Consider the following 26457-nt stretch of genomic DNA (forward strand, 5'->3'; position numbering starts at 1 on the left):
CGAGATCCCGGCGGGCGCGCCGATGGGACGGGTGCTGGACGCCTGCGGCATCCCGCCCGGGCAGGGCCTGCTCGTCGGCGGCTACCACGGCGCCTGGCTCCGGCCCCAGGACGCCGCGTACGCTCCCGTCTCCTGGGCCGGGCTCGCGGCCGTGGGCGGCACGCTCGGCGCGGGAGCGGTGGTCTCGCTGCCGGCCGGCACCTGCCCGATCGGCGAGGTGGCCCGGGTCACCGCCTGGCTGGCCGCCGAGTCCGCCGGACAGTGCGGGCCCTGCCGGCTCGGCCTGCCCAACGCCGCCGACGCCCTGGCCCAGCTCGCCCTCGGCGGCGGGGGGCCGTCCGCGCTGGACGAGGCCCGCCGCACCATCTCCGCGGTCCGCGGCAGGGGCGCCTGCGCCCACCCGGACGGAACGGCGAGGTTCGTCCTCTCCGCGCTGACCGTCTTCGCCGAGGACCTCGCCGTGCACGAGTCGGGCCGCGGCTGCGGACGCCCGGTGCGGGGTGTGCTGCCGCTGCCGGGGGACGCCGCCTCCGCGCTGCCGCCCGCGGAGCCGGGGCTGACCCTGGAGGTCGACTGGTCCCGCTGCGACGGCCACGGCCTCTGCGCGGCGCTGGCCCCGGAACTGATCGCCCTGGGCCCGCACGGCTACCCGGTGCTGGGCACCACCCCGATCGCCCCCTGGCTGGTCCACCGCGCCCGCCGCGCCGTCAGCCAGTGCCCGGCCCTGGCGCTGCGCCTGCGTCCCTGACCTCCTCGGTCAGCACGCGGGCGATCAGTTCGTGGATCAGGAAGTCCCCGGGAGCGCAGTTCTCCTTGAGCCGAGGGAGGTCGGCCCGACCGAACCAGGCGTACCCGGAGTGCTTGGACCACTCCAGGGCGGGGGCGTCCAGATCCCCGTCGACCTCGACGAGGTAGTCGGCCTCGTGCCGCAGCCTGCCGTCGTCGTCCCCGGTCCAGGTGGTGGTCCCGAGGAACCGCCGCACGCGCCGAAGCCGCCAGCCGGTCTCCTCCTCGACCTCCCGGGCCAGGGCTTCGAGCAGGGTCTCGCCGGGCTCGACGTGGCCGCCCACGATGTCCCAGGCGTCGGGAAAGAGCCGACGATCAGCGCTCCGCTTCTGCGCGAAGGCCTCCCCCCGCGCATTGAGGATCACCGCCCCGACCGCCCAGACCTCCCCGTCCACCGGCACCGGCACGTCCACGTCCTGGCCCACCGTCACTGACTGCTCGTCGCCCGCCATGGACGCCAGCGTAGGTGGCGCTGGGTGGCCCTGGGTGATCGTTTCCCGAAGTCTGCCAAGAAAGCGCTGGTCAGCCCCTGCCCCGGCAGCGAAACAGCGTGACGGCTTGGCTGATAGCGTCCGCGTGCATGAGCGACAGTGTGTATGTGGGCAACGCAGGCAGGGACGCGGCGCTGGACCGGGGATGGCTGCTCGGACACTTCAAGGGCCCCGGCGATCCCCGGCACAGCGAGGCTGCCGAGATCAAGTGGGGTGTGCACCCCCGCGGTGACAAGCGGGCCCAGTGGGTGACGGGCGAGGCTCGAACGGCTCTGCTGGTCCTGATCAGTGGCAAGTTCCGCGTTGATCTGCCTGAACGCAGCGTGCTCCTCGCCGAGCAGGGCGACTACGTCGTGTGGGGTCGAGATGTCGACCATTCCTGGTACGCGGAGGAAGAATCAGTCGTCCTGACGGTTCGCTGGCCCTCCCTCCCCGGCTACAGAGTCCCCGACCCAGAAGCAGAAGATCCCGCCCGGTCGAGGTGACCGGGCGGGATCGTGATCTGTGGAGCTACGGGGAATTGAACCCCGGACCTCTTGCATGCCATGCAAGCGCTCTACCAACTGAGCTACAGCCCCATGTTTCCTGCCGCGCTGCGGTTCCCCGTGGCGACATGCCCCACTCTACACGTCCGGGGACCCCGCTTACCAATCACTTCCCTGGCCTCCCACCGGCGCCGCCGCGCAGGTGGGAGGCCAGGTGAACCGGGGCGGGACCAGCGCCGGACCAGCGCCGCGGCTACGCCCGGGCCGCCGCGTGGCGGCGGGTTCGGGCGGCCAGGGCGGCGGCGGCGAGGAAGGCGGCCAGGGTGCCCAGCGTGGTGATGAGCAGGGCGTGGCCGGAGACCTGGGCCGGGGCCGGGTAGCTGACGCCGCTGAGGAAGAGGGTGCCCAGGGTGGCGACGCCGATGACGCTGCCGAGCTGGATCGTGGTGATCACCACCCCGCTGGCGTCCGCCGCGTCGCCCGGGGCGACCCGGGCCAGCGCGCGGCCCATCAGCGGGCCGAAGGCGCAGCCGCCGATCAGGCCCAGCGGCAGCATCAGCGCCTCGACCCCGACGCCCACCCCGCCGCCGCTCCGCAGCAGCAGGCCGATGCCGAGGTAGCCGAAGCCGCTGAAGGCCAGTGCCACGGCCGGCAGCGTCCGGTGCAGCCGCTGGGGCAGCCGCTGCCAGTACATCCCGGAGAGGCCGAAGCCCACCGACAGCGGCAGGAAGACCAGCCCGGCGTGCAGCGGGGTCAGCCCGAGGCCCGCCTGGGTGTGCATCGCCATGGCGAACATGAAGGCGGAGACACTGGCCATGGTCAGGAAGAGCGCGCAGACCGCCGGCGCCAGCCCGGGCGCACGCAGCACCCGGACCTGGATCAGCGGGCTGCCGCCGCGCGCGGCGATCCGCTGCTCCACCCTCCAGAACAGGGCGGACACCAGCACGCTCGCGCCGAGCATCAGCCAGCCCCAGACCGGCCAGTGCTCCTCGTGGCCGAGCACCAGCGGCACCACCAGCAGGCCGAGCGCCGCGGCGAGCAGGACCAGGCCGAGCAGGTCAAGACCGCGCTCGGGGTTCCCCGGCAGGACCGGAAGCAGCTTGCGCCCGGCCAGCAGCAGCACGATCCCGATCGGCACGTTCACCAGGAAAACCGGGCGCCAGCCCGAGCCGAACAGGTCGGCACTGACCAGCACTCCGCCCAGGACCTGGCCGACCACCCCGGCCCCGGCCAGCACCGCGGTGTACGTGCCGAGGGCGCGCAGCCGGGCGGCGCCGCTGAAGGTCCGCTGGATCAGGCTCATCACCTGCGGCACCATCAGCGCCGCGCCCACCCCCTGGAGCACCCGGAAGCCGATCAGCGCCCCGGCGGTGGGGGCCAGTCCGCAGGCGAGCGAGGCCAGGGTGAACCCGGCCACGCCGAACTGGAACACCCGGCTGAAGCCGTGCCGCTCGCCGAGCCGGGCCCCGGTGATCAGCAGCACGGCGTAGGCGACGGTGTATCCGGCGATGATCAGCTGCAGCGCCGAGCCCGAGGTGTGCAGGTCGGTCCTGATCACCGGGGCGGCGACATTGACGATGAAGACGTCGAGCACGGCCATGAACTGGCCGGTCAGGATCAGCCCGAGCAGCAGCCCGGGACGCGCCGTCCCCGGCGGGGGTGCGGCACCGGCGGAACTTGGCTCGACACCTAGTTCGACACTTGGCCCGAAACTTCGGTCAACTACCTTGTCGGCGAGGGGAGTCGGGACGGTGCGGGTGCTCTCGGCAGCGGTCATGGGTCCATCCTGGGACCGCGCCGGTACAGGTAGTTAGAGCCTGCTGATGCTGGTACTGGCAGTACCTGTCAACCGCGCGGATTCTGCGGCACCATGGCTGCATGAGCCTGACCGAAGCCAGGCCGGCGGCCACCGCGCCCCGGCGGACCGAGCTCGCCGCCTTCCTCAAGGCGCGCCGGGCCAGGGTCACCCCGGAGGACGTCGGCATGCCGCCGGGCCTCCGCCGCCGCACCCCTGGCCTGCGGCGGGAGGAGGTGGCGCAGCTCGCCGGGGTCGGCGTCACCTGGTACACCTGGCTCGAACAGGGGCGGCCGATCAACGCCAGCGAACAGGTGCTAGCCGCGATCGCGCGCACCCTCAAGCTGGACGGCGTGGAGAAGGCGCACCTGTTCCGCCTCGCCGGGCTGCAACCGGCCCAACCGGCGCTGGACGACTGCCCGTTCACCCCGGAGCTGCAGTCCGTGCTGGACGCGCTGTGCCCGCTGCCGACCGCGATCAGCAACTCCCGCTACGACATCCTGCGGTGGAACGCCGCCTACGAGGCGCTGTTCCCCGGTCTGGTGCGGGGCGAGGGGGCCCGCTGCAACAGCCTGTGGTCCACCGCCACCACACCGGCCTGCTGCAACGCCTTCGTCAACCGGGACCAGGAGCTGCCCCGGATGGTCGCGGTGCTCAGGGCCGGCTACGGGCGGCATGTGGGCGAGCCGTACTGGGAGGAGTTCATCCGCGACCTGCTGGCGGCCAGTCCGGACTTCAGCCGGCTGTGGGCCCAGCAGGACGTGGCGGCGCACTCCAGCCGGCAGAAGGTGTTCCGGCACGCGGCGGTGGGCGAGGTACGGCTGGCGGCGACCAATCTGGGCGTCACCGGTGTGCCCGAGGCGAGGATGGTGGTCTACACACCCATGGACGAGCAGAGCCGGGAGCGGATCGCCCGGCTGATGGCCGAACCCGGCCTGCCGGTGGTCGACCACCTACACAAGAACGAGGGAAGTGGAGCTACGGGGAATTGAACCCCGGACCTCTTGCATGCCATGCAAGCGCTCTACCAACTGAGCTACAGCCCCGAATACACCTATGTGATTGTCCTGCGTGGAGCTACGGGGAATTGAACCCCGGACCTCTTGCATGCCATGCAAGCGCTCTACCAACTGAGCTACAGCCCCGCTGCCCGGCACCGAATCCGTGCGGTGCGAACGAGGAAGACTTTAGCGGCAGGGGGGCCGAACTGCGAAATCCGGCCCCGTCACCCCACACCCCGGCTGCGCCTCAGGTGTCGTCCCCGATCACGGGCTCCGGAAGGGTCCCCGCGTTGTGCTCCAGCAGGCGCCAGCCGCGCGCGCCCTCGCCCAGGACGGACCAGCAGCAGTTGGAGAGGCCGCCCAGCGCCTCCCAGTGGAAGGAGTCGAGCCCCAGCATCCGGCCGATGGCCATCCTGATCGTCCCGCCGTGGCTGACCACGACCAGCGTCCCCCGGTCGGGGAGGTTCTTCACCGCGTCCAGGACCACCGGGACCGCCCGGTCGGCGACCTCGGTGCCGAGCTCGCCGCCGCCCCTGCGGACCGGCTCGCCGAGCTTCCAGGCCCGGTACTCCTCGGCGTACTGGTCCTGGATCTCCTGGTTGGTCAGCCCCTGCCAGGAGCCGGCGTAGGTCTCCCGCAGCCCGGCGTCATGGGCGACCTCGATCCCGGTCACCGCGGCCAGCTCGGCGGCGGTGTTCGCGGCACGCTGCAGGTCGGAGGCGACGACCGCGTCCGGCCTGAGCGCGGCGAGCAGCCGCGCGGCACGGCGGGCCTGGAACACGCCGGTCTCCGTCAGCGGAATGTCCGTGGTGCCCTGGAAGCGGCCCTCCAGGTTCCAGGCGGTCTGGCCGTGCCGCCAGAAGACGACCCGCCGACCGCGTGAGCTCCCGTTCAGCGCAGGCTCCGATCAGCCTCGGCCTGCAGCACGGCCTCCACGTGGTCGAACTCGTTGGGCTCGCGGATGTACTCGTCCTCGCCGGACCGGTTGCGGCTGGCCTTGGCGTCCTCGGGGAGGTCGATCTCCGGGCAGTCCTTCCAGAGCCGCTCGAGACCGTAGTAGGAGCGCTCCTCGGAGTGCTGGACGTGCACCACGATGTCGAGGAAGTCCAGCAGGATCCAGCGGCCCTCGCGCTCGCCCTCGCGGCGCACCGGCTTGGTGTCGCACTGCTCCCGCAGTGCCTCCTCGATGCCGTCGGCGATGGCCTTCACCTGGCGGTCGTTCGGCGCGGAGGCCAGCACGAAGGCGTCGGTGATGGCGAGCACGTCGCTGACGTCGAAGGCGATGATGTTGTGGGCCAGCTTGTCCGCCGCGGCCTGGGCGGCAGTGGTGACAAGTTCTACGGCGCGGTCTGTCGCGGTCACAGGATGCTCTCGGTTGGGGGACACAGGTACCCTCCAGGATCTCATGGACGGCCGACAACCCGCTCCGGCGTTGTTTCGGGGCCGGAGCGGGCCGGGGCGGGCCGGAGCGGGCTGCCGGGTGTCCGCCTTGTCCCGGTACCGGCGTGCGACCAGCGCCAGTACCGGGAAGCGGCCGGGTGCCAGCCGGGAATCAGCCCTTGAAGTCCTTCCCGAGGACCACCATCACGTCCACCGACTGGTCGGTGGTGACCTTCCTCACTGCCGAGGCCGGCAGCCCCAGGTCCTGGGCGACCTGCTTGGCGTCCCCGGCCCGGGCCGGATCGGTGTAGTCGACGGTGCTGACCGCCTGGCTGGAGCCGGCCTTGGCGGTGCCGGGGACCAGGGTGAACCCTCCGTTGACCACGTCCGCGGCGGCCAGGTTGGCGCCGTTGGCGCTGCCGGTGGCGTCCTTCACGGCGACCCTGGCCACCGTGGCGGTGTCCCCGCTGTCGCTGACCTGTCCGCCGAGCAGCCGCTTGACCAGGTCGCCGGCCCCGGGGCCGAGCGTGCCGTCGCCCTTCACCGCGAGCGTGCTGGTGCTGTACTTCCCGGCCTTGGCGTCCTTGGAGAGGGCCGCCAGCACCGCGCCCAGCGTGCTGTCGGACAGCGAGGGGTCGGGCACCGCTCCCATCTGGGTGATGTCGCTCGCGGCGGTGGACGGGTCCTCCGGCATGGCCGCGACCAGGGCCGCCATCACCTGGCCGAAGCGGGACAGCTGGGCGCTCGGGCTCTCGCCCTTGGCCTGGTAGGTGGCGTAGGCGATGGCCGCGTCCCCGTGCAGGGTCGCCTTGCCGGGGCTGACCAGCACCTTGCCGCCGACCGAGACGGTGGTGTTGGCGTCCACGGTGATGCCGCCGACCGCGACGATGTCCACCAGCTTCTGCAGGAACGGCGTGTAGAGGCCCCAGGTCGCCGAGATATTGGCGCCGAGCAGGGTGTTCAGGCCGTCCCTGGTGGCGGCGTTGCCCTGGCCGTCGGCGGAGCCCGGGGTGCCGGGGATCCCCAGCGGCATCGGGGCGCCGCCGCCCTCGGTCGGCACCCCCAGGGCGCCGGGGATCAGCACGGTGGCGCCGGTGCCCGCGGCCGGGTCGGAGACCAGCAGGGCGGTGTAGATGTTCTTGTTGAGGTCGTGCAGGTGCACCGCGATGACGGTGCGCTTGGTGGACGCGGCGACGGCCGTCCCGGTGGAGCCGAAGAGGCTGCCCTTGGCCCAGAGGTAGCCGACGGTGCCGCCGGCGATCAGCACCAGCGCCACGACCGCGGCCAGCAGCCGGTTGCGCAGCCGCTTGCGGCGTTCGTCGCGGCGCTCGCCGCGGGTCTCGCTGAACTTCATCCAGTCGATGACGTCGGCCGACTCCTCGGCGTCGTCGACGAAGGTGAACTCCTCGGTGCCGTAGCCGGGCTCACCCGGGCCGGGAGCCGGGGCCGCCTGCGCGGGGGCGGGTTCGGTGCGCGGCGGGGGGACGTAGGCGGGAGGCTGCTGGTAGGGCGGGGGCTGCTCGTAGACGGGCGGAGCCTGCTGTTCCGGTATCGCGTAGTACTGGCCGGAGTCCTGGTAGGGCTGCTGCTCGTACTGCGGCTGCTGCGGTTGCTGCTGGTAGTCGTAGCCGGGCTCCGCGTAGTACTGCGGCTGCTGTTGCTCCACCGGCTGACCGTAGGCGTCGTAGCCGTACTGCTGCTGGTAGCCGTACTGCTGCGGCGCCTCCCGGTAGGGGGCGGCGGGCGGTATCGGCTGACCCCACTCGTCGTACTCCTGCTGCTGCGGCTGCCTGCCGTCCGCGGTCCCGGTCACGCCGCCCCTGTCCCTGTGTCGTCCTCGCGAAGGCCGTCCGACTGCCCCGGCTGGTCCAGGTAGAGCCTTCGCTTGTCGATGTACCGCACCACGCCGTCCGGCACCAGATACCAGACCGGCTCGCCCCGGGACACCCGCATCCGGCAGTCGGTGGAGGAGATCGCCAGCGCGGGCACCTCGACCAGGGACACCCCGCCGACCGGCAGCCCGGGGTCGGTCAGGGTGTGCCCGGGACGGGTCACCCCGATGAAGTGGGCGAGGTCGAACAACTGCTCGGCGTGCCGCCAGGAGAAGATCTGGCCCAGGGCGTCGGCGCCGGTGATGAAGAAGAGGTCCGCGTCCGCGTGCTCGGCCCGCAGGTCGCGCAGGGTGTCGGTGGTGTACGTCGGGCCCTTGCGGTCGACGTCGATGCGGCTCACCGAGAACTGCGGGTTGGAGGCGGTGGCGAGGACGGTCATCAGATAGCGGTCCTCGGCCGGGGAGACCGGTCTGCCGTCCTTCTGCCAGGGCTCGCCCGTGGGGACGAAGATCACTTCGTCCAGCTGGAACTGGCTCGCGACCTCGCTGGCCGCGACCAGGTGGCCGTGGTGCACCGGGTCGAAGGTGCCGCCCATGACTCCGAGGCGCTTCTTGGCCGGTCCGTCACCGGGCTGACGCTGCTCCATGGGCGCTCACCCTACGTGATTCGACGCCGGACCTCGGTCCCGGCCGCCGGCCGGACTGCTCCGGGACGGCCGGGCTGCGCTGACCAGCGGATCCGGACGGGATCCGGAGCGGATCTAGCGGTCCTTGTTGAAGCGGGTGGTGAGGAACAGCAGGACCAGCAGGATCAGCAGCGCGCCACCACCGGTGACGATCGGGTTCAGACTGTGGTGGTCGCTGTCGCCCTCGGCGAACAGGGCGAGGGCTGGTGCGGCGGCGTGGAGGCTCATCGGTGGCGGACCTTCTGACTCGGAGGCGTACGGGGGCCTGCTTGACCGTGCTCATGGTACGGGCAGCCCTCAGGCAACCGCTCGGCGGCACCACGCGTCTGACTGCGTGTGTGCCCGTGAGCGGATGCTATTCGCGGTAGCCGCGGAGGAGGATGAAGGCCAGCAGGACCACGCCGACGATGGCGGCGATGACGATGATCCGGAGGAACATGCCCGGGCCCGCGCCGTTGGAGATGGCGGCGAGCTGCTGCAGGGCGGTAGTGGTGCGCATGGGGTGTGACTCCCTCGGGGGAACGGCCGGACAACTCAGGTTAGACCGGGCGGTCCGGCGAATTGTCGGCGGGATCGCCGGTTCAGTGTCACGGGCCGCGCGTAGTGTGTCGGACAGAAACTATTCGCTGTGGGGACGAGCGCGGCAGCAGAACAGTGCGGCAGCAAGACAGTGCAGAGGATTCAACACAGGACGGCGGGGGCCCGGCGGTACGCCGGGGTCCGCGGTCGACCGGGAGGACGCAGCAGATGACCCAACCCAACGACAACGTGCCGAGCCGCACCCGCCAGCGCTTCCCTGGCATCTCCACGCGCGCCTGGGAGCACCCCGCGGACCGCTCGGCGCTGGTCGCCCTGCGCAAGCTCAGCGGCTTCGACGACATCCTCAAGAAGCTCGGCGGCCTGGTCTCCGAGCGCTCGGTCCGGCTGCTCTTCCTGGCCTCCGCCGTGCGCACCTCGGAGCGGCAGTTCTCGCACCTGTACGACATGGTCCGGGACGCCGCCTACACCCTGGACCTGGAGAAGGTCCCCCCGCTCTACGTCAGCCAGGACCCGCAGCCCAACGCCTTCTGCATCGGCATGGACACGCCGGTCATCATGGTGACCACCGGCCTGGTCGACTTGCTCGACGAGGAGGAGATGCGGGCGGTGATCGGCCACGAGGTCGGCCACGCCATGTCCGGCCACGCGGTCTACCGGACCATGCTGCTGATCCTCACCAACCTGGCCTCCAAGATCGCCTGGATCCCGCTGGGCAACATCGCCATCCTGGGCATCATCACCGCGCTCAAGGAGTGGTTCCGCAAGGCCGAGCTCTCCTGCGACCGGGCCGGGCTGCTGGTCGGCCAGGACCTGCAGGCGTCCATGCGCGGCCTGATGAAGCTGGCCGGCGGCCACCACCTGCACGAGATGAACACCGACGCCTTCCTGGAGCAGGCGGAGGAGTACGACCGGGCCGGCGACCTGCGGGACGGCGTGATCAAGCTGCTGCAGGTGCTGCCGCAGACCCACCCGTTCGTGGCGGTACGGGTGCAGAAGCTCAAGAAGTGGGCCGAGAGCGACGAGTACAGCTCGATCCTGGCCGGCGCCTACCCGCGCCGGGAGCAGGACGGCGAGGCCTCGGTCGGCGACCAGTTCAAGTCGGCGGCGGACTCCTACGCGCAGTCCATCAAGGACACCAAGGACCCGCTGATGGGCCTGATCCGGGATGTCGCGGGCGGCGCCGGCGACCTCGGCGGCAAGCTCAGGGACGTCTTCGCCGGCAACCGCGGCGGCAGCCCGTCCGGCGGCACGGAGGAGCCCCCGCCCGCGCAGGCCTGACCTCTGCACCGAAAGCACAGCACCGAACGACCGCACGACGACCCCGGCCGACGTCCTGACCTCACGCACCACGGGTCAGGGCGTCGGCCCCGTCATGTACCCGCAGACCGACCAGGCCGGGCGGTTCTGGTCGAAGGGGTCGGTCCCGGCGACGCCGCGGGTCCGCGAGGGGGTCGCGTTCGGGCTCGCCGCGCCGTCCGGGACGGCGGTCGCGGTCTGCGGCGCCACGGTGGGCTGGGCGAAGGCCGAGGAGGTGCTGGACGGCAGGGCGAAGACCGGCTGCAGGAAGCGGCTCTGGTCCACGTCGCAGGAGGTGGCGCCGATCTGGGTGACCGAGTCGGAGAGCTCCAGGTGGCCGTCGTCGATGTCGGCCGCGGTGAACCGGTAGGTGATCTCCCGGCGGACCGTGAACAGCACCACCGGATGCGGCGCGGCCAACGCCGTGGTCCGGGGCTGGAGCGGCGTCGCGGCGGCGGAGGCGGCCGAGGCGGAGGCGATCGCCGCCGGGGTCTGGGCCAGCGCGTAGACGAAGGTGTAGTCGCTGGTCAGCTCAAGGGTGTTGGCGCCGACCTCGGCGAAGTTCATGGTGCCCTGGTCCAGGATCGGCTGCCCCGGCGCCAGTTTCACCTGCCGGGGGTCGAAGCGGACCATCCAGCCGGTGGCCGCGTGCCTGCGGTCGTCGGTCGGCTTGGAGATGCTCTGGTCGAACTGCGCGTACTGGCCGGACGCCAGCAGATTGCGCACCGCGTCGGTGTCACCGCCGGTCAGCACATTGGGACTGAGCGAGGACACCTCCAGGTAGTGCTGGACCAGCTGCAGCGCCTGCAGCACCTGGGTCTTGCTGAAGTTGTCGGTGTGCCGCGGATTGGGCAGCCCGAGCCCGTTGCTGCCGGAGGGGTACGCGTCCGGCAGCATCTCGACCGGCTGCGACGCCGACGGCGAGCCCGGCGCCGAGGCCGTGGGCGAGGCATTGGACGACGGCGTGGGCGAGGCTGAGGACGACGCCGACGAGGACCCCGAAGCGGACGCGGAGGCGCCGGCGGAGGCCGAACCGCTCGCCGTGGGCAGCTCGGGCGTCAGCGTGGGCACGCCCGCCGGGCCGGCCTGCAGCGGGAGCAGCGAGATGCTGAGCTCGGCCGCGCTGCCGCGTACCGGTGTATAGGGGTGCTTGGTGCCCAGGTAGACGGCGGCGGCGAAGGCCATCGAGACCAGCAGCATCAGCGCCAGCGCCTGGCGGGAGAGCCCGCCCCCGCCGCGCAGCCCGCGCCTGCGGACCGGGCGGGTGCCGGAGGAGGTCCGCTCCTGGGCCGAGAGCTCCTGGATCCGGGCAGCTCTCACGAACGACTCGTCGAACACGACGGATCGGAACTCGTCCTCGCCCCCGGGACCGCCCTCGGGCGTGCCCTCCGGAGGCTCTGCCCGGCCACCCATGGCTCAAGGGTATGTCGCTCCCCCGGGTGTGAAAGGTCCTCAGGGGTCAACTTCTGGATCCGGATTGACCGGAGCCGACTGCATCACGACAAAAAGGGCATATCCCACCGAAGAGCGGACCTGGCTATGACCAAGTTCACTTAGCGCGGAACACCGGCAGCCGAACTACCGCTCGAACTGCGGCCCGCGCCGCTGCTGGAGCCCGGCACCGGCTGGCCGCTGGAACTCGTGCCCCGGTACACCGCAGCCGCCGCGACCAGCACCGCGAGCATCCCGATCACCACCAGCATCACCCGGGCGACCACCCGCTGCCAGCGTCCGGGCACGGCCTGGTAGCGGCCCCGCCGGGTGATCCCGACCACGGGCCGGCCCGCCAGGTCGCGCTCGTAGTGCTTGGGGACGGTCACCGCCGCGCGGCCGCGCCGCCTGGCGCCGGAGGAGCGCAGCGCCTTCAGCCGCTCCTCGGCGGAGGGCTCGTGTATCAGCGCGGCCAGGACGAAGGCCTCGTCGAGGACGAGGCCGGCGAAGATGTCGGGCACGCCGGCTTGCGGCATGTTGGTGTCGGGTTCTCCAGGCACCGCGTCACTGGCACCCGTGTCAAAGCCATCGGGATTCACGGCACCCCCCGGTCTCAGCAGGACTACGGCCTGATCGCACCACTCCGAATCAGCGTAGCGCCGCCATCACCGCTTGTCTGTGGCTTCCGGTGACCGGAGCAGGGGGCGCGGCCGGCCGCGCCCCCGCGACTCAGCCCCTGATGTGCCCGTCGCCGGTGACGATGTACTTGGTGGAGGTGAGCTCGGGCAGCCCCATCGGGCCCCGGGCGTGCAGCTTCTGGGTGCTGATCCCGATCTCCGCGCCGAAGCCGAACTGGCTGCCGTCGGTGAACCGGGTGGAGGCGTTGACGGCGACCGTGGTCGCGTCCACCAACTGGGTGAAGCGGCGCGCGGCGGCCTGCGAGGTGGTCACGATGGCCTCGGTGTGGCCGGTGGACCAGAGCCGGATGTGGTCCACCGCGGCGTCCAGCGAGGGCACCACCCGGGCGGCGATGTCGTAGGAGAGGTACTCGGTCTCCCAGTCCTCCACCGTCGCCGGGACCACGGTGGCCCTGGACTTCTCGCCGTGGGCCAGCACCTCCTCGTCGCCGTGGACGGTCACCCCGGCCTCGGCCAGCGCCTCCAGCGCCAGCGGCAGGAAGGCGTCGGCGACGTCCCGGTGCACCAGCAGGGTCTCGGCGGCGTTGCAGACGCTGGGGCGGGAGGCCTTGGAGTTGATCAGGATCTCCACCGCCATCGCCAGGTCGGTGTCGGCGTCCACATAGACATGGCAGTTGCCGGTGCCGGTCTCGATGACCGGGACGGTCGAGTTCTCGACCACATTGCGGATCAGCGCGGCCCCGCCGCGCGGGATCAGCACGTCGACCATGCCGCGGGCCCGCATCAGCTCGGTCACCGAGTCGCGGGACTCCCCCGGCACCAGCTGGATGCAGTCGGCCGGGAGCCCGGCCCCGCCGACCGCGTCGCGCAGCACCTCCACCAGCTTCTGGTTGGAGGAGTACGCCGAGGCGGAGCCGCGCAGCAGCACCGCGTTGCCGGACTTCAGGCAGAGCGCGGCGGCGTCGACCGTGACATTGGGGCGGGCCTCGTAGATGATCCCGACCACTCCCAGCGGCACCCGCACCTGGCGCAGGTCCAGGCCGTTGGGGAGGGTGGAGCCGCGGACCACCTCGCCGACCGGGTCGGGCAGCCCGGCCACGTGCCGGACGTCGGCTGCGATGGCGGCGACCCGCTCCCGGTTCAGCGACAGCCGGTCGATGATCGCCTCGGAGGTCCCGGCCGCGCGGGCCCGGGCCACGTCCTCGGCGTTGGCCTCCAGGATCTCCCGGGTCCGCACCACCAGGGCGTCGGCGATCGCCAGCAGCGCCTCGTCCTTGGGGGTACGCGGCAGCGGCGCCAGGCCGGTCGCGGCGGCCTTGGCCCGGTAGGCGGCCTGCAGCACCGGCGACTGCGGCAGCGGGGACGGGAGGTCCGGGGAGGGGAACGCCGTCAGTTGGAAGTCGCTCTCGGGGCTGCTGCTCATACGGCCAAGCCTAATCGCCCCGCCGCGGCCGGGCCCGGTCCTTCCAGGGAGTGAGAAATCCGCCGGAAAGCCCCTGGCCCGGGCGCCTCAGTACGGGTGCACGCCGCCGAGGAAGACCCGGGACTCGCCGTACCCCTCGGCGATCCGCTTGTGGTAGGTCGCCCGGTCCACCACTTCCAGGCCGACGATCTCCCAGGGCGGCAGCTGTGCGCTGGCCTTGTGCTCGCCCCAGAGCCGCAGCGCCATCGCCGCCGCGTCCTGGAGGTCCTCGGCCTGCTCCCAGTAGCGGATCTCGCCGTGGTCGGTGGCATAGCGCGCGGTCAGGAAGGGGGTGTGGTCATGGGCCAGCTGTTCGAGCCCGCGTTTGAGCTCGGTCAGCGGGGTCGCCCGCCCGGCGACGCTGAGCACCACGTGCCAGAGCCGGGAGCGGCCGCCGTCCTCGTCCGTGGACGTGGACGGCGGGGTAGCGGCGATGGGGGCGTTCTGAGGTGTGCGGGTGGCGCGCGCCGAGTGCGATGCGCCCCCTTCGATGCTGGTGAGCACCGTGTCCACCGCCCCTGCGGGTCTCGTCCCCTGGCGTCTGCGTGCCACCGGCGGCCTCCTGTCGGTGTCGGTCGGTCATGGTCCGGCAGGGCCCGAAGGCCTTCCGTACCCGCGCACCCCCGTGCCACCCTCCTTGTTGACGCGGGCAGGACCGCGCCAGTTCCCTCCCTCGCTGCCGTCGGTTACCGGCCGGTCAGGCCCGGCTCAGCGGCGCGGGCAGGACGACCAGGTCATCGCGGTGCACCACCTCGCGCTCGTACGCAGGACCGAGCTCCCGAGCCAGCTCGGGCGTCGAGCGTCCAAGCAGTCGGGGAAGCTCCCTCACATCAAAGTTGACCAGCCCTCGGGCGACGATGTTGCCGTTTTCGTCAAGAAGGTCGACCGGATCGCCCGCAGCGAAATCACCCTCAACTCCGGTCACCCCGGCGGCCAGCAGCGACGTGCGGCGTTCGACCACGGCCCGGACCGCGCCGGGGTCCAGCCGGACCGCGCCGCGCGGGGCGCTGGCGTGCTCCAGCCAGAGCAGCCGGTCGGCGGAGCGGCGCCCGGTGCGGTGGAACAGGGTGCCGGTGTCGCGTCCGGCCAGCGCGTCGGCGGCGTGCCGGGCGGCGGTGAGCACCACCGGGATACCCGCGCCGGTGGCGATCCTGGCCGCCTCCACCTTGGTGACCATGCCGCCGGTGCCGACGCCCGCCTTGCCGGCGCTGCCGATCTCCACCCCGGCCAGGTCCTCCGGACCGCGCACCTCGGCGATCCGGCGGCTGCCGGGCCGGCTCGGATCCCCGTCGTACAGGCCGTCGACGTCGGAGAGCAGCACCAACAGGTCGGCCCGGACCAGGTGCGCCACGATCGCGGCCAGCCGGTCGTTGTCGCCGAACTTGATCTCCGCGGTGGCGACCGTGTCGTTCTCGTTGACCACCGGCACCGCGCCCATCACCAGCAGCTGCTCCAGCGTCCGGAAGGCGTTGCGGTAGTGCACCCGGCGGCTGGCGTCCTCGGCGGTGAGCAGCACCTGGCCGACCCGCAGCCCGTAGCGGGCGAAGGAGGCGGTGTAGCGGGCCATCAGCAGGCCCTGGCCGACGCTGGCGGCGGCCTGCTGCCGGGCCAGGTCCCGCGGCCGCCGGTCGAGCCCCAGCGGCGCCAGACCGGCCGCGATGGCGCCGGAGGAGACCAGCAGCAGCTGGGTGTGCTCGCCGTGGTTCTTCGCCAGGACGTCCACCAGGGCGTCCACCCGGTCGGCGTCCAGGCCGCCGGCGGCGGTGGTCAGCGAGGAGGACCCCACCTTCACGACGATCCGCCGCGCGTTCCGCACGTCGTCCCGCAGGGTGCCTGTCACGCCGTCGCTCCCGAACTCGAGTGGTGGCCGGTCCACCGGGTCGCAATCTACGCGAACCGGAGGACCGGCCTCACCTGGATATCAGCCGCTGGACGGGTGCGCGTCCAGCTCGGCCAGCAGCTCGGCCCTGCGGTCCTCGTCGACGAATGACGCCAGGAAGGAGTTGCGGGCCAGCAGCCGGAGTTGACCGTCCGTCAGACCCAGGGCCCGCTGCAGGCCCTGGTAGTTGTCCTCGACGTAGCCGCCGAAGTAGGACGGGTCGTCGGAGTTGACGGTGACCAGCAGCCCGGCCGCCAGCATGGCCGGCAGCGGGTGTTCCTCCAGCCGGTCCACGCAGCGCAGCCGGACGTTGGAGAACGGGCAGACGGTCAGCGGGATCTGCTCGGCCACCAGCCGCGCCACCAGCGCCTCGTCCTCCAGGCAGCGGATGCCGTGGTCGATCCGCTCCACGTGCAGCAGGTCCAGCGCCTCGCTGATGTACGCGGGCGGGCCCTCCTCGCCGGCGTGGGCGACCAGCCGCAGCCCGAGCCGCGCCGCCTCGGCGTAGACCTCGGTGAACTTGGCCGGCGGGTGGCCGACCTCGGCCGAGTCCAAGCCGACTGCCGAGATCAGCCCCAGGTAGGGACCGGCGTCGGCCAGGGTCTTCAGCGCGTCCTCGGCCGGGAGGTCGCGCAGGAAGCTGAGGATCAGCCCGGTGGAGACGCCGTGCCGCTGCTCGCTGCCGTCCAGGGCCTTGGCCAGGCCGCGGATGACCGTGCCGAGGTCCACCCCGCGCCCGGTGTGCGCCTGCGGGTCGAAGAAGATCTCCGCATGGCGCACCCCTTGCGCGGCGGCCCGGACCAGGTACGCCTCGGCCAGGTCGGTGAAGTCCTGCTCGGTCAGCAGCACCGCCGTGAGCCGGTAGTACAGGTCGAGGAAGGACTGCAGATCGCTGAAGGCGTACGCGCTGCGCAGCTCCTCCGGCGTCGCGTACGGCAGGTCGATGCCGTTGCGCTCGGCCAGCACGAAGGCCAGCTCGGGTTCGAGCGTGCCCTCGATGTGCAGGTGCAGTTCCGCCTTGGGAAGGGGTGGCAGCGGAGCCGACGCGGACCGCGGGTCGTGCGGGGCCATGCTCAGTCGTCCTCGCCGTCTTCGATCGCGAACTCCTCGGGGGCGGGCTCGACCTCGCGGCGCGGCATCGGGTCGAAGCGGGCGAACTCGGAGGCGGCGTCGTCGCGGATGGCCTCGCGCTCGCGCTTGCGGGTGACCGCGTCGCGCGGCGACTCAAGCCGGTGGTCCTCGCCGCGGCGGCCGAGCATCTCGGCGCCGGCGGCCATGCTCGGCTCCCAGTCGAAGACCACGGCGTTGTCGGACTCGCCGATGACGACGGTGTCGCCCTCCTTGGCGCCGGCCTTGGCGAGCGCCACCTCGGCGCCCAGCCGGGCCAGCCGGTCGGCGAGGTAGCCGACCGCCTCGTCGTTGGAGAAGTCGGTCTGCTTGATCCAGCGCTCCGGCTTGCTGCCGACGATGCGGTAGAGGTTCTCGGCGCTGTCGAAGGTGACGGTGAAGCCGGCGTCGTCCACGGCGACCGGGCGCAGCACCACCCGGGTGGCCTCCTCGACCGGGCGGGCGGCACGGGCGCCGTCGACGATCCGGGCCAGGGCGAAGCTGAACTCGCGCAGGCCCTTGCGGGACACCGCGGAGACCTCGAACACCTCGTAGCCGCGCTCCTCCAGCGAGGCGCGGGTGATGTCGGCCAGATCCTGCCCGTCCGGCACGTCGACCTTGTTCAGCGCGACCAGCCGGGGCCGGTCCTCAAGACCGCCGTACTGGGCCAGCTCGGCCTCGATCATGTCGAGGTCGGCCAGCGGGTCGCGGTCGGTCTCCAGGGTGGCGCAGTCCAGCACGTGCACCAGCACCTCGCAGCGCTCGACGTGGCGCAGGAACTCCAGGCCGAGGCCCTTGCCCTGGCTGGCCCCGGGGATCAGCCCGGGGACGTCGGCGATGGTGTAGACGTGGTCGCCCGCGGTGACCACGCCGAGGTTGGGGACCAGGGTGGTGAAGGGGTAGTCCGCGATCTTCGGCTTGGCCGCCGAGAGCACCGAGATCAGCGAGGACTTGCCGGCGCTGGGGTAGCCCACCAGCGCGACGTCGGCGACCGACTTGAGCTCCAGGACGATGTCCAGGTTGTCGCCGGGCTCGCCCAGCAGCGCGAAGCCGGGGGCCTTGCGGCGGGAGGACGCCAGCGCGGCGTTGCCGAGCCCGCCGCGGCCGCCCGCGGCGACGACGAAGCTGGTGCCGTTGCCGACCAGGTCGGCCAGCAGCTTGCCGTTCTTGTCCATCACCACGGTGCCGTCCGGCACGACCAGGACCAGGTCGTTGCCGTCGCCGCCGGTGCGGTTGTCGCCCGCGCCCGGCTTGCCGTTGGTGGCGCTGCGGTGCGGCGAGTGGTGGTAGTCGATCAGGGTGGTGACCTGCGGGTCGACGACCAGGGTGACATCGCCGCCGCGGCCGCCCGAGCCGCCGTCGGGGCCGCCCAGCGGCTTGAACTTCTCCCGGTGCACGGAGGCGCAGCCATGGCCCCCGTTACCCGCGCTGACGTGCAGCTCGACGCGGTCCACGAAGGTGGTCATAGTGACGGTGCCTCTCTGAGCAACTGGGAATCTAGATCAATCAAACAAACGCCGAGGGTGGACCGGAATGTTCCGATCCACCCTCAGAGTTACGGTTTGCCTGGATCAGGCAACCGGCACGATGTTCACGACGCGGCGGCCGCGGTGAGTACCGAACTCAACCGCACCGGCCAGCAGTGCGAACAGGGTGTCGTCGCCGCCACGGCCGACGCCGGAACCCGGGTGGAAGTGGGTGCCGCGCTGGCGGACGAGGATCTCGCCGGCGTTGACCTTCTGGCCGCCGAAGCGCTTCACGCCGAGGCGCTGAGCGTTCGAGTCACGACCGTTACGGGTAGAGCTTGCGCCCTTCTTGTGTGCCATCTCCCGAGCCCCTTACTTCGCCGAGTCGATGCTGGTCACACGAAGCGCGGTGTGGCGCTGACGGTGGCCCATGCGCTTGCGGTAACCGGTCTTGTTCTTGTACTTCATGATGTTGATCTTCTCGCCCTTGTGGTGGTCGACCACCTCGGCGCGAACCTTCACACCGGCCAGGACCCAGGGGTCGCTGGTGACAGCCTCACCATCGACGATGAGGATCGTCGACAGCTCCACGGTCTCGCCGACCTTGGCGTCGACCTTGTCGGACTCGAAAACATCGCCGACAGCAACCTTGTGCTGCCGACCGCCGCTACGCACGATCGCGTACACCGCGAACCCACTCTCCACTCGGACGGAACTCCTGACGCCAGCCACCTCGCAGCGAAACGGCGCGGGGCCTCCCCCGGTGGGGTGAGGCTGACGCCTCGAACCGGGAGGGTGTGTGCTCAGGAGCGGGGCGTGACGGTGCTGAAATGCAAAGCACGCCGAGGGTCAAGGCTACGGAACCACGGCCTGCGGGTCAAACCAGCCCAGGTGGGACGGGGTGAGCAGGGCACATGGCCTGGTATGCGGCCCTGGAATGCGGCAGCCCGCCCCGGGGTGCGGGGCGGGCTGCCGGACGTACGTGCTACTCCGCGGCGGGAGCGGCCTTCTTGGCGACCCGCTTGGTGGCGGTCTTCTTGACCGCCGCCTTCTTGGTCGCGGTCTTCTTCGCCGCGGCCTTCTTGGCGACGGGAGCGGGGGCCTCAGCCTCAGCCTCAGCCTCGTTCGTCGCGGGCTCCGGCTTCTCGGCCGGGGCCTTCTTGGCGGCGGCCTTGCGCGGGGCGCGCTTGCGCGGAGCGGGCGCCTCGGCGGCGGGCTCCTCGACCGGGGCCTCGGCGACCACGGGCTCGGCGACCACGACCGGGGCCTCGACCACCTGGGCCTCGACCACGGGCAGTTCGGCCGTCACAGCCTCGACCACCGGGGCCGGGACGACCAGCACGGCCGCCTCCTGCGCCGCGGGCGGACCCGCCGGCGAGGTGGCCTTGCGGACCGCGCGGCGGCGGGTGCGCGCCGGGCGGGCCGAGGACTCGATCATGGCCTCGGCCAGTTCCTCGGCCTCGGCCTGCACCGCGGCGTCCAGCGGGGCCGGCGCCACGGGCTCGGCGACCGGAGCCGCGACCGGAGTGGCGACGACCTCCACCACGGTCTGCGCCGGGGTCTCGACCAGCGCGGCGGCGACGGCCGGCTCGGACTCGACGATCTCGAGGTCCTCGACCTCCTCCGCGGTCAGGCCGTGCGAGACCACGTGCTGCGCGAGGTCTTCCAGGCTCTCCTCGTGCTCGTGCTCGTGTCCGAGGGCCTCCGGCTGGCTGTCGCCGCCGCGGCCGCGGCGCCGGCGCTTGCTGCCGCCACCGCTGCCGTTCTCGGACGCCTCGGTGTCGGCCGCGCCGTAGGACTCCTCGCCCATCGGCCCGGAGAAGCCCTTGGGCACCGGCGGGGCCTGCTCCATGTGGACGATGACGCCCCGGCCGTTGCAGTGCACGCAGGTCTCGGAGAAGGACTCCAGCAGGCCCTGGCCGACCCGCTTGCGGGTCATCTGCACCAGGCCGAGCGAGGTGACCTCGGCCACCTGGTGCTTGGTCCGGTCCCGGCCCAGGCACTCCAGCAGCCGGCGCAGCACCAGGTCCCGGTTGGACTCCAGCACCATGTCGATGAAGTCGATCACGATGATGCCGCCGAGGTCGCGCAGCCGCAGCTGGCGCACGATCTCCTCGGCCGCCTCGATGTTGTTGCGGGTGACCGTCTCCTCCAGGTTGCCGCCCTGGCCGGTGAACTTCCCGGTGTTGACGTCGACCACGATCATGGCCTCGGTCTTGTCGATCACCAGCGAGCCGCCGCTGGGCAGCCAGACCTTGCGGTCCAGCGCCTTCATCAGCTGCTCGTCGATCCGGTACGTCGCGAAGACGTCCACCTCGGAGGTCCACCGGGTGAGCCGGGGCACCAGGTCGGGGGCGACCCCGTCCACGTACTCGCGGATGGTCTCCCAGGCGGTGTCGCCGGAGACGATGACCTTGGTGAAGTCCTCGTTGAAGATGTCGCGGACGACCCGGACGGTCATGTCCGGCTCCCCGTAGAGGAGGGTCGGCGCGTTGCCGCTGCTGACCTTCTTCTGGATGTCCTCCCACTGCTGCTGCAGCCGCTGGACGTCGCGGGTCAGCTCCTCCTCGGAGGCGCCCTCGGCGGCGGTGCGCACGATCACGCCGGCGTCGTCCGGGACGATCTTCTTGAGGATGTTCTTCAGCCGGGCCCGCTCGGTGTCCGGCAGCTTGCGGCTGATCCCGGTCATCGAGCCCTCGGGCACGTACACCAGGTAGCGGCCCGGCAGCGAGATCTGGCTGGTCAGCCGGGCGCCCTTGTGGCCGATCGGGTCCTTGGAGACCTGGACCAGCACGGACTGCCCGGACTTCAGCACCGACTCGATCCGGCGCGCGCCGCCCTTGGAGCCGAACGAGGCGAAGTTGACCTCGCCGGCGTAGAGCACCGCGTTGCGGCCCTTGCCGATGTCGATGAAGGCGGCCTCCATCGACGGCAGCACGTTCTGGACCTTGCCCAGGTAGACGTTGCCGACGTAGGAGGTGGCCTGCTCCTTGTTGACGTAGTGCTCGACCAGGACGTTGTCCTCGAGCACGCCGATCTGGGTGCGCTCGCCGTGCTGGCGCACCACCATCACCCGCTCGACCGCCTCGCGGCGGGCCAGGAACTCGGCCTCGGTGATGATCGGCACCCGGCGGCGGCCCTGCTCGCGGCCCTCGCGGCGGCGCTGCTTCTTGGCCTCCAGGCGGGTGGAGCCCTTGATGGACTGCACCTCGTCCGGGTCGAACGGCACCTCGGCGGTGCTGGCGGCGGGGGTGCGCCGACGCGGCTCGCGGACCTTCACCACGGTGCGCTCGGGGTCGTCGGTGACGGCCGCGGCCTCCACCTCGGACGCGCCGTCCCCACTGCGGCGGCGACGGCGGCGACGGCGACGGCTGGACGCGGACAGGGCCTCGCCCAGGTCCTCGTCGTCCTCGTCGTCGTCCTCGTCGACGTCCGGCTGGGACGGCGACCGGTCGGCCTGCTGCTGGTTGGCGGCGGGGGCGTCGAAGTCGTCGCCCTCCCGCGGCGGCGGCGCCGGCCACCGCGACGGCGGCGGCGCGAGGGGCGGCCCTCGTCGTCGTTGTAGGAGTCCTGCGAACCCTGGGCGTCCTGGCCGTCCTCGGCGTCGGTCGCGTCCTCGGCGTCCTCGTCCTCGTCCAGTTCCTCGGGCTCGGCCACCACCGGGGCGGCGAAGGTCGGGGCCTGCGAAACCGCGCGGCGGCGGTTGCGGCGGCGGCCCGTGGGCGCGTCGTCCTCGTCCGGGACCTCCTCGACCGGCGCGCTGCGCACCGGCTCGGGGGCCGGGGTACGGGCCGGTGCCGGGGCGCGGACCGGCTCGGGAGCGCCGAGCGGGGCGCGGCCGGTGGAGAGCTGGAACACGGCGGGCGCGGTCGGCGCGGCGGGCGCGTTGGAGCGGCTGCGGGTCCGGCGGGCCGGGGCGCTCTCGGTGGCGGTCTCGGCCGGAGCCTCGACCACCGGGGCGGCCTCGGCCGCGGGGGCCGCGACCGGCGCGGTGGCCCGGCGGCGGTTGCGACGGCGACCGTCCTCGGGCTCGGCCTGCGAGCTCTGCGCGGCCTGCTGCGTGGCGGCCGGGGCCACCGGGGCCACGGCGCCGGGCTCGGCGAACGCGGCCGGCGGGGTGAACGCGGCGACCGGTACGGCCGGGCGGGTCGCGACCACGATCTCGGGCTGCTCCTGGAACACCGGCGCCTGGAACACAGCGGTGGACGGGCGCACGGCCCGGCGGCGCGAACGGGTGGTCTCCACGACCGGGGCGGGCTCCACAGCGGGGGCGGGCTCGGGGGCGACCGGGGTCTCCGCCTCGGGCTCCTCCTCCAGCACCACCACGACGAGCGGCTCCTCGACCACCGGGGCCTCGACCACCGCAGCGGGCTGCTCCGGCACGTCGATCTCGGTCTGCACCGGCTCGGCCTTCTTGCGGGTGCGACGCACCCGCTTCACCGGCTCGGCGGGGGTCTCGGCGACCGGCGCCTCAGCCACCGGGGCCTCAGCTGTCGGCGTCTCGGCCGCAGTGGTCTCGGCCACAGCGGCCTCGGCGGCCGGCTCGGCGTCGGCCTTCTTGCGGGTGCGGCGCACCCGCTTCACCGGCTCGGCGGCCGGCTCTGCCGCTGCCTGCGGGGCTGCGGCGGCTTCCGCGCCGGTCGAGGCCTCGGCCTCGCCCTGCGGGGGGCCGGCCGGGCGGCTGGCGGCGCGGCGGCGACGCGGGGCGGCCTTGGGGGCCGATCCCTCCGCGGCGGCGCCGTCGCCCTGCGGGTCGTTCTGTTCGTTCTGGTCATTGATATCGAGCATCCGGGCGGTTCTCCCGTTCATGCCCCCGGGCACCGCGCTTCTTGGGCGGGCGCCGCACAGGGGCTTGCGTGTGTCGATCGACGCTCCGCAGTGCGGTACGCCGAAAAGTCTTCTGGTCGAGCCAGTCTTCAGGTCTTGGCTGCGCGGGACCGTCCCCAGTGGAACGGGACGGTCGGGTGTCCGGGCCCCGGGTGGCTCCCAGAGGCCCTGGACGGGCGCCGACGACGAAGCCGCGATGCACCCGGAAAGGTGCAGGGCGCGGGCCTGACCGGCCGCCGCTGCCTACACGGGCTGCGGCTCGGCCGCCTCGGATGGGAGGGCCGGTGCCGCGCCGCGGTCGGGCGCGAACGGGTCGGTCACCGCACCGGACTCCTCGTCTAGCGGCCCCTGCGCCAGCCTGGTCGCCCCAGCGGGGACCGGCAGCGCCAGGTCGGCCGTCACACGGAGACCGGACAGGACGTCATCGGGTCGGACGGCGGGTGTAGCGTGCCGAACAACCAGCCGCAGTATCGCACAGGCATGGCCTGCGGCGATATCGGTACTACTTTCAGGTAGGCCGCCGACACCGGCGACGACCTGGGATTCGACCACTTCCAAGGACACCACGGCCCCGCGCGCGTCGAACGTGCGAATACCGTTCTTCATGGTCCGCTGGACCTCGACGGTCTCGGCGGCCATGAACGCCGCCACAGCGGCACCGGCGGTCTCGGGCGTCACCCCGTTGAGGCGCAGCTCCCACAGGGAGGCCTCCAGCCGGTCGGTGAAGTTGCTGCCGGTCGCCTCGACCGCGTCCACGATGTCCAGGCCGGTCGGCAGCGACTCGTCCAGCATCGCCCGCAGCGCCTCCACGTCACGCGGGGCGCTGAGCGCCAGCTCCACGTACTCCGCCTCGCTGGCGGAGCCGGTGGGGGCGGCATTGGCGAAGCTGATCCTGGGGTGCGGCGAGAAGCCCGCCGAGTACGCCATGGGGACGGCGGAGCGGCGCAGCGCGCGTTCGAGGGCCCGCTGGAAGTCGCGGTGGCTGGTGAAGCGCAGACGGCCGCGTTTGGTGTAGCGCAGGCGAACGCGCTGGACCACCGGGGCAGGGGGAGGACCGTCGGGCGTGCGGCGTGCCAGAGCGCTCAGTCCTTAGGGAGTAGGGGTGTATCCGTTCCCTGCCAAGGGTACGCGGCCCCGGTCGGGCGACGAACTGCTCGGCCGCAAGGCGGTCGGCGCGGCGGACAGGACGCGCAGGGGGACGGCGTAGAGGCGGTCCTCCGGGACCGGGCCCCAGTCGCGGGAGTCCTCGCTGTTCTCCCGGTTGTCGCCCAGCAGCACCAGGCGCCCCGGCGGGACCAGGCCGTCCGTCCGGCCCCCGGGGGCGGCGTCCACCCCGGGGGCAGCGGCTCGCCGGGGAGCGCGCTCAGTCGCTTGACCGCCAGCACCGGGGGGTGGTCGGGGTCGGCCGAGGGGCTGAACGGTCCGCGGGCGACCACCAGCGAGCCGCCGCGCAGCAGGCCGGAGCGGTACAGCAGGTCGCGGCGGACCGGCGCGGGCAGCCGCAGGCACAGCAGCCGGTCCCCTCGGTCAGCGCGGGCTCCATGCTCGCCCCCTCCACCGTGATCAGCCGCAGCACGGCCCGGGCCGCGAAGACGGAGCCGAGCAGCGCCGCGGCCGCGGTCAGTGCGGTGGATGCCTTGCGATTCACGGTGCCCCCTCGGCCTTCCCCGGCTTCTTACGTCCCCTTATTGCAAGGCTTGCAGGAGCCCGCAGGGCCGTCAAGCGCCGTGCAGGCAGATATTTTTCGGGCAATGCGACGCTTTTTGCAGTAATGCCCTCGGTGAATTTGCTCAAGGGGCTTGAATTCTTGCTGGAGCTGGCGCACAGTCAACTCGGCACCGAGCCAAGACACTCAAAGCAACAGAGAGGTGGACAACGATGCGCGGCACCTTCGAGCGAATCGGCGAACACGTTCTGCGGGTACTGGCACCGCAGGAGAAGGCCCAGGCGTGCAGCTGGGCACCGGGGCGCATCATCGGCACCTACGGGAGCGTCACCGAGTACAAGTCGACGACCTCCTGCGGCGGCACCCACTGCTACGTGATCTACGCCGGCAGCAGCGTGCAGCTCGGGGCCACCTGTCCGTGACCCGGCCCTGCTGATCGGCGGACCCGGTCCACCCAGGTGACAGGGGTGGTGCGTGGGGGCGACTGCAATTCGCCCCCACGCACCACGCCGAGTATCCAGCATCCCCGCCCGGAGGAATCACGATGGTTCGGCACTGGACCCAGCTGGAGGCCAGGCTGGCTCTGGCGGCGGTCCTCACCCTGTCCGCGTACGCCAAACTCCGCAGCCGCGCCGCCTTCGCGGCCTTCAGCCGCTCCGCGCTGGCCCTGACCGGAGGCGTCGGCCGCCGGATCGCGGCCGGCCCCGACCGCTCGCCGGCCCGGTTGCTGCCCGCCGCCGTCCCGCTGGCCGAGGCACTGCTGGTGGCGGCCCTGCTGCCGCCCGCCACCGCGGCTCCCGCGCTCGTGCTCACCCTGCTGCTGATCGCCGCCTTCACCGCGGTGCTGTGGGCCGCGCTGCGGCGCGGCGAGACCGTGCCCTGCAACTGCTTCGGCACCGCCGCCCAGACCCCGCCGTCGACGACCCAGCTGCTCCGCAACGCGATGCTGCTCGCGATCGCCCTGCTCGGCTGCCTGGCGTCCTTCCCGGCCCCCGCGCCCGTCGGCACCGGCCTGGGCGGCCTGGGCGTCGCCCTGCTCGGAGCCGTCGGCGTGGCCTGGATCGCCGCCCTCTGGGACGAGCTGTCCGCGCTGCTGCTGGGCTAGCTTCCGTCCACCCACCGCACCGACCCCTGAGAGGTCCCGCATGGCTGTGCTGACCGCGGCAGTCGTCCTGCTCGCCCTGCTCTGTCTGCTCAACCTGGCCGTCAGCGCCGCCGTCATCCGCAGGCTGCGCGACGCCGCTGGCTCCGCGCCGGGCGGCGTGGCGCCGCCCCCCGCACCGCCCAGGGGCTGGTCGTGGGCGAGCGCCCGGCGCCGTTCAGCGTCGTCGCGACGAACGGCGCCACCGTGGACCGCGACACGCTCCAGGCCCCCGTCCTGGTCTCCGCCTTCGCCACCAGCTGCCCCGACTGCGCGCGGCACGCCCCCGAGCTGCTCGACCGGGCGGCCCAGTGGTCGGACGCCGGGATCGACCGGCTCAGTCTGCTGGTGGACACCGGTCCTGACCGCAAGGGCCTCGCCGAGATCCTCGGCCGGGCCGGAAACCTGGTCACCGGGGACCAGGCCGCCGCGCTGATGCGCGTGCTGCGGGTCCCCTCCACGCCCGCCTACCTCCTGCTCGACACGGACGGCTCGGTGCTGGCCACCGGGAGCGAACTCGACGCCCTGCCGCTGCCGGTCCGCTGACCC

General features: G+C 72.4%; 27 protein-coding genes, 3 tRNA genes and 1 pseudogene. 7 read left to right on the plus strand and 24 right to left on the minus strand.

What is annotated here, in order from left to right; translation table 11 throughout:
* The first annotated feature begins 22 nt into the window (after nt 1-22).
* Complete coding sequence (locus ACXKR8_RS16340) at nt 23-748, plus strand: NADH-ubiquinone oxidoreductase-F iron-sulfur binding region domain-containing protein (RefSeq protein ID WP_462100682.1); 726 nt, start codon at nt 23-25, stop codon at nt 746-748.
* Here ACXKR8_RS16340 and ACXKR8_RS16345 read toward each other — a convergent pair.
* Nucleotides 708-1238, minus strand: coding sequence for an NUDIX hydrolase (locus tag ACXKR8_RS16345; protein WP_458273642.1), 531 nt, complete (start codon nt 1236-1238; stop codon nt 708-710). The two genes, ACXKR8_RS16340 and ACXKR8_RS16345, sit on opposite strands and share 41 nt — an antisense overlap.
* A 128-nt stretch (nt 1239-1366) precedes the next feature.
* On the opposite strand from ACXKR8_RS16345, the gene ACXKR8_RS16350 reads away from it, so the two are divergent.
* The gene (locus ACXKR8_RS16350) at nt 1367-1762 is read left to right on the plus strand and encodes a cupin domain-containing protein (protein ID WP_458273643.1); all 396 of its coding nucleotides are present in this window, start codon (nt 1367-1369) and stop codon (nt 1760-1762) included.
* Between the two features lie 20 nt (nt 1763-1782).
* Here ACXKR8_RS16350 and ACXKR8_RS16355 read toward each other — a convergent pair.
* Nucleotides 1783-1855 (minus strand) — tRNA-Ala (locus tag ACXKR8_RS16355).
* A 160-nt stretch (nt 1856-2015) separates the two neighbouring features.
* Entirely contained in the window at nt 2016-3539 is a 1524-nt protein-coding gene (locus ACXKR8_RS16360) for an MFS transporter (protein WP_458273644.1), read from the minus strand.
* Between the two features lie 101 nt (nt 3540-3640).
* Between ACXKR8_RS16360 and ACXKR8_RS16365 the strand changes: the two genes are divergently transcribed.
* Entirely contained in the window at nt 3641-4549 is a 909-nt protein-coding gene (locus ACXKR8_RS16365; protein WP_458273645.1) for a helix-turn-helix transcriptional regulator, read from the plus strand.
* Here the strand turns inward: ACXKR8_RS16365 and ACXKR8_RS16370 are convergent.
* From ACXKR8_RS16370 to ACXKR8_RS16405, 8 genes are all read right to left on the minus strand, one after another.
* A tRNA-Ala gene (locus ACXKR8_RS16370) sits at nt 4531-4603 on the minus strand. The genes ACXKR8_RS16365 and ACXKR8_RS16370 overlap by 19 nt on opposite strands.
* Nucleotides 4604-4629: 26 nt before the next feature.
* A tRNA-Ala gene (locus tag ACXKR8_RS16375) sits at nt 4630-4702 on the minus strand.
* Between the two features lie 103 nt (nt 4703-4805).
* On the minus strand, nt 4806-5453 hold the full coding sequence (locus ACXKR8_RS16380) for a histidine phosphatase family protein (RefSeq protein ID WP_458274997.1): 648 nt from the start codon (nt 5451-5453) through the stop codon (nt 4806-4808).
* The gene (gene rsfS / locus ACXKR8_RS16385) at nt 5450-5920 is read right to left on the minus strand and encodes a ribosome silencing factor (protein ID WP_458273646.1); all 471 of its coding nucleotides are present in this window, start codon (nt 5918-5920) and stop codon (nt 5450-5452) included. The genes ACXKR8_RS16380 and rsfS overlap by 4 nt, the downstream gene beginning before the upstream one ends.
* A 190-nt stretch (nt 5921-6110) precedes the next feature.
* Nucleotides 6111-7751, minus strand: a complete 1641-nt coding sequence (locus ACXKR8_RS16390) for an LCP family protein (protein ID WP_458273647.1) — start codon at nt 7749-7751, stop codon at nt 6111-6113.
* Nucleotides 7748-8416 carry a nicotinate-nucleotide adenylyltransferase gene (gene nadD / locus ACXKR8_RS16395; RefSeq protein WP_458273648.1) on the minus strand — a complete coding sequence of 223 codons (669 nt, stop codon included), beginning with the start codon at nt 8414-8416 and terminating at the stop codon, nt 7748-7750. The genes ACXKR8_RS16390 and nadD overlap by 4 nt, the downstream gene beginning before the upstream one ends.
* Before the next feature lie 114 nt (nt 8417-8530).
* Nucleotides 8531-8683 (minus strand): hypothetical protein, encoded by a 153-nt coding sequence (locus ACXKR8_RS16400; protein ID WP_458273649.1) that lies wholly within the window; start codon nt 8681-8683, stop codon nt 8531-8533.
* A gap of 127 nt (nt 8684-8810) precedes the next feature.
* Nucleotides 8811-8954 carry a hypothetical protein gene (locus tag ACXKR8_RS16405; protein WP_458273650.1) on the minus strand — a complete coding sequence of 48 codons (144 nt, stop codon included), beginning with the start codon at nt 8952-8954 and terminating at the stop codon, nt 8811-8813.
* Nucleotides 8955-9202: 248 nt separating this feature from the next.
* Here ACXKR8_RS16405 and ACXKR8_RS16410 point away from each other — a divergent pair, with 248 nt between their 5' ends.
* Nucleotides 9203-10273, plus strand: coding sequence for a M48 family metallopeptidase (locus ACXKR8_RS16410; RefSeq protein WP_458273651.1), 1071 nt, complete (start codon nt 9203-9205; stop codon nt 10271-10273).
* Between the two features lie 75 nt (nt 10274-10348).
* On the opposite strand, the gene ACXKR8_RS16415 is transcribed toward ACXKR8_RS16410, so the two are convergent.
* From ACXKR8_RS16415 to ACXKR8_RS16475, 13 genes and pseudogenes are all read right to left on the minus strand, one after another.
* Complete coding sequence (locus ACXKR8_RS16415; RefSeq protein WP_458273652.1) at nt 10349-11704, minus strand: SCO2583 family membrane protein; 1356 nt, start codon at nt 11702-11704, stop codon at nt 10349-10351.
* Nucleotides 11705-11844: 140 nt separating this feature from the next.
* A complete protein-coding gene (locus ACXKR8_RS16420; RefSeq protein WP_458273653.1) occupies nt 11845-12282 on the minus strand; it encodes an SCO2583/SCO2584 N-terminal domain-containing protein in 438 nt (145 codons plus the stop codon).
* A 169-nt stretch (nt 12283-12451) separates the two neighbouring features.
* Complete coding sequence (locus ACXKR8_RS16425) at nt 12452-13783, minus strand: glutamate-5-semialdehyde dehydrogenase (RefSeq protein ID WP_458273654.1); 1332 nt, start codon at nt 13781-13783, stop codon at nt 12452-12454.
* 87 nt (nt 13784-13870) lie between these two features.
* A complete protein-coding gene (locus tag ACXKR8_RS16430) occupies nt 13871-14374 on the minus strand; it encodes a hypothetical protein (RefSeq protein WP_458273655.1) in 504 nt (167 codons plus the stop codon).
* Nucleotides 14375-14519: 145 nt separating this feature from the next.
* Nucleotides 14520-15638, minus strand: a complete 1119-nt coding sequence (gene proB / locus ACXKR8_RS16435) for a glutamate 5-kinase (RefSeq protein WP_458274998.1) — start codon at nt 15636-15638, stop codon at nt 14520-14522.
* 105 nt (nt 15639-15743) lie between these two features.
* On the minus strand, nt 15744-16772 hold the full coding sequence (locus tag ACXKR8_RS16440) for an adenosine deaminase (protein ID WP_458273656.1): 1029 nt from the start codon (nt 16770-16772) through the stop codon (nt 15744-15746).
* Between the two features lie 2 nt (nt 16773-16774).
* Nucleotides 16775-18274, minus strand: a complete 1500-nt coding sequence (gene obgE, locus ACXKR8_RS16445) for a GTPase ObgE (protein ID WP_458273657.1) — start codon at nt 18272-18274, stop codon at nt 16775-16777.
* A gap of 105 nt (nt 18275-18379) precedes the next feature.
* Complete coding sequence (gene rpmA, locus ACXKR8_RS16450; RefSeq protein WP_458273658.1) at nt 18380-18634, minus strand: 50S ribosomal protein L27; 255 nt, start codon at nt 18632-18634, stop codon at nt 18380-18382.
* Nucleotides 18635-18646: 12 nt separating this feature from the next.
* Nucleotides 18647-18961, minus strand: coding sequence for a 50S ribosomal protein L21 (gene rplU, locus ACXKR8_RS16455; protein WP_380506924.1), 315 nt, complete (start codon nt 18959-18961; stop codon nt 18647-18649).
* Nucleotides 18962-19259: 298 nt separating this feature from the next.
* A pseudogene (locus ACXKR8_RS16460) lies at nt 19260-23062 on the minus strand (Rne/Rng family ribonuclease).
* 282 nt (nt 23063-23344) lie between these two features.
* The gene (locus ACXKR8_RS16465; RefSeq protein WP_458273660.1) at nt 23345-24139 is read right to left on the minus strand and encodes a TIGR03936 family radical SAM-associated protein; all 795 of its coding nucleotides are present in this window, start codon (nt 24137-24139) and stop codon (nt 23345-23347) included.
* Between the two features lie 51 nt (nt 24140-24190).
* On the minus strand, nt 24191-24433 hold the full coding sequence (locus ACXKR8_RS16470) for a S26 family signal peptidase (RefSeq protein WP_462100540.1): 243 nt from the start codon (nt 24431-24433) through the stop codon (nt 24191-24193).
* A 31-nt stretch (nt 24434-24464) separates the two neighbouring features.
* Nucleotides 24465-24749, minus strand: a complete 285-nt coding sequence (locus tag ACXKR8_RS16475; RefSeq protein WP_462100541.1) for a hypothetical protein — start codon at nt 24747-24749, stop codon at nt 24465-24467.
* A gap of 230 nt (nt 24750-24979) precedes the next feature.
* Between ACXKR8_RS16475 and ACXKR8_RS16480 the strand changes: the two genes are divergently transcribed.
* The 3 genes from ACXKR8_RS16480 to ACXKR8_RS16490 all read left to right on the plus strand — a co-directional run bounded on the left by ACXKR8_RS16480 (nt 24980) and on the right by ACXKR8_RS16490 (nt 26454).
* On the plus strand, nt 24980-25189 hold the full coding sequence (locus ACXKR8_RS16480) for a hypothetical protein (protein ID WP_458273662.1): 210 nt from the start codon (nt 24980-24982) through the stop codon (nt 25187-25189).
* Nucleotides 25190-25311: 122 nt separating this feature from the next.
* Complete coding sequence (locus ACXKR8_RS16485) at nt 25312-25872, plus strand: MauE/DoxX family redox-associated membrane protein (protein ID WP_458273663.1); 561 nt, start codon at nt 25312-25314, stop codon at nt 25870-25872.
* Nucleotides 25873-26064: 192 nt separating this feature from the next.
* Nucleotides 26065-26454, plus strand: coding sequence for a TlpA family protein disulfide reductase (locus tag ACXKR8_RS16490; protein ID WP_462100542.1), 390 nt, complete (start codon nt 26065-26067; stop codon nt 26452-26454).
* The last annotated feature ends 3 nt before the right edge of the window (nt 26455-26457 follow it).

This window comes from Streptacidiphilus sp. PAMC 29251 (assembly GCF_054208735.2).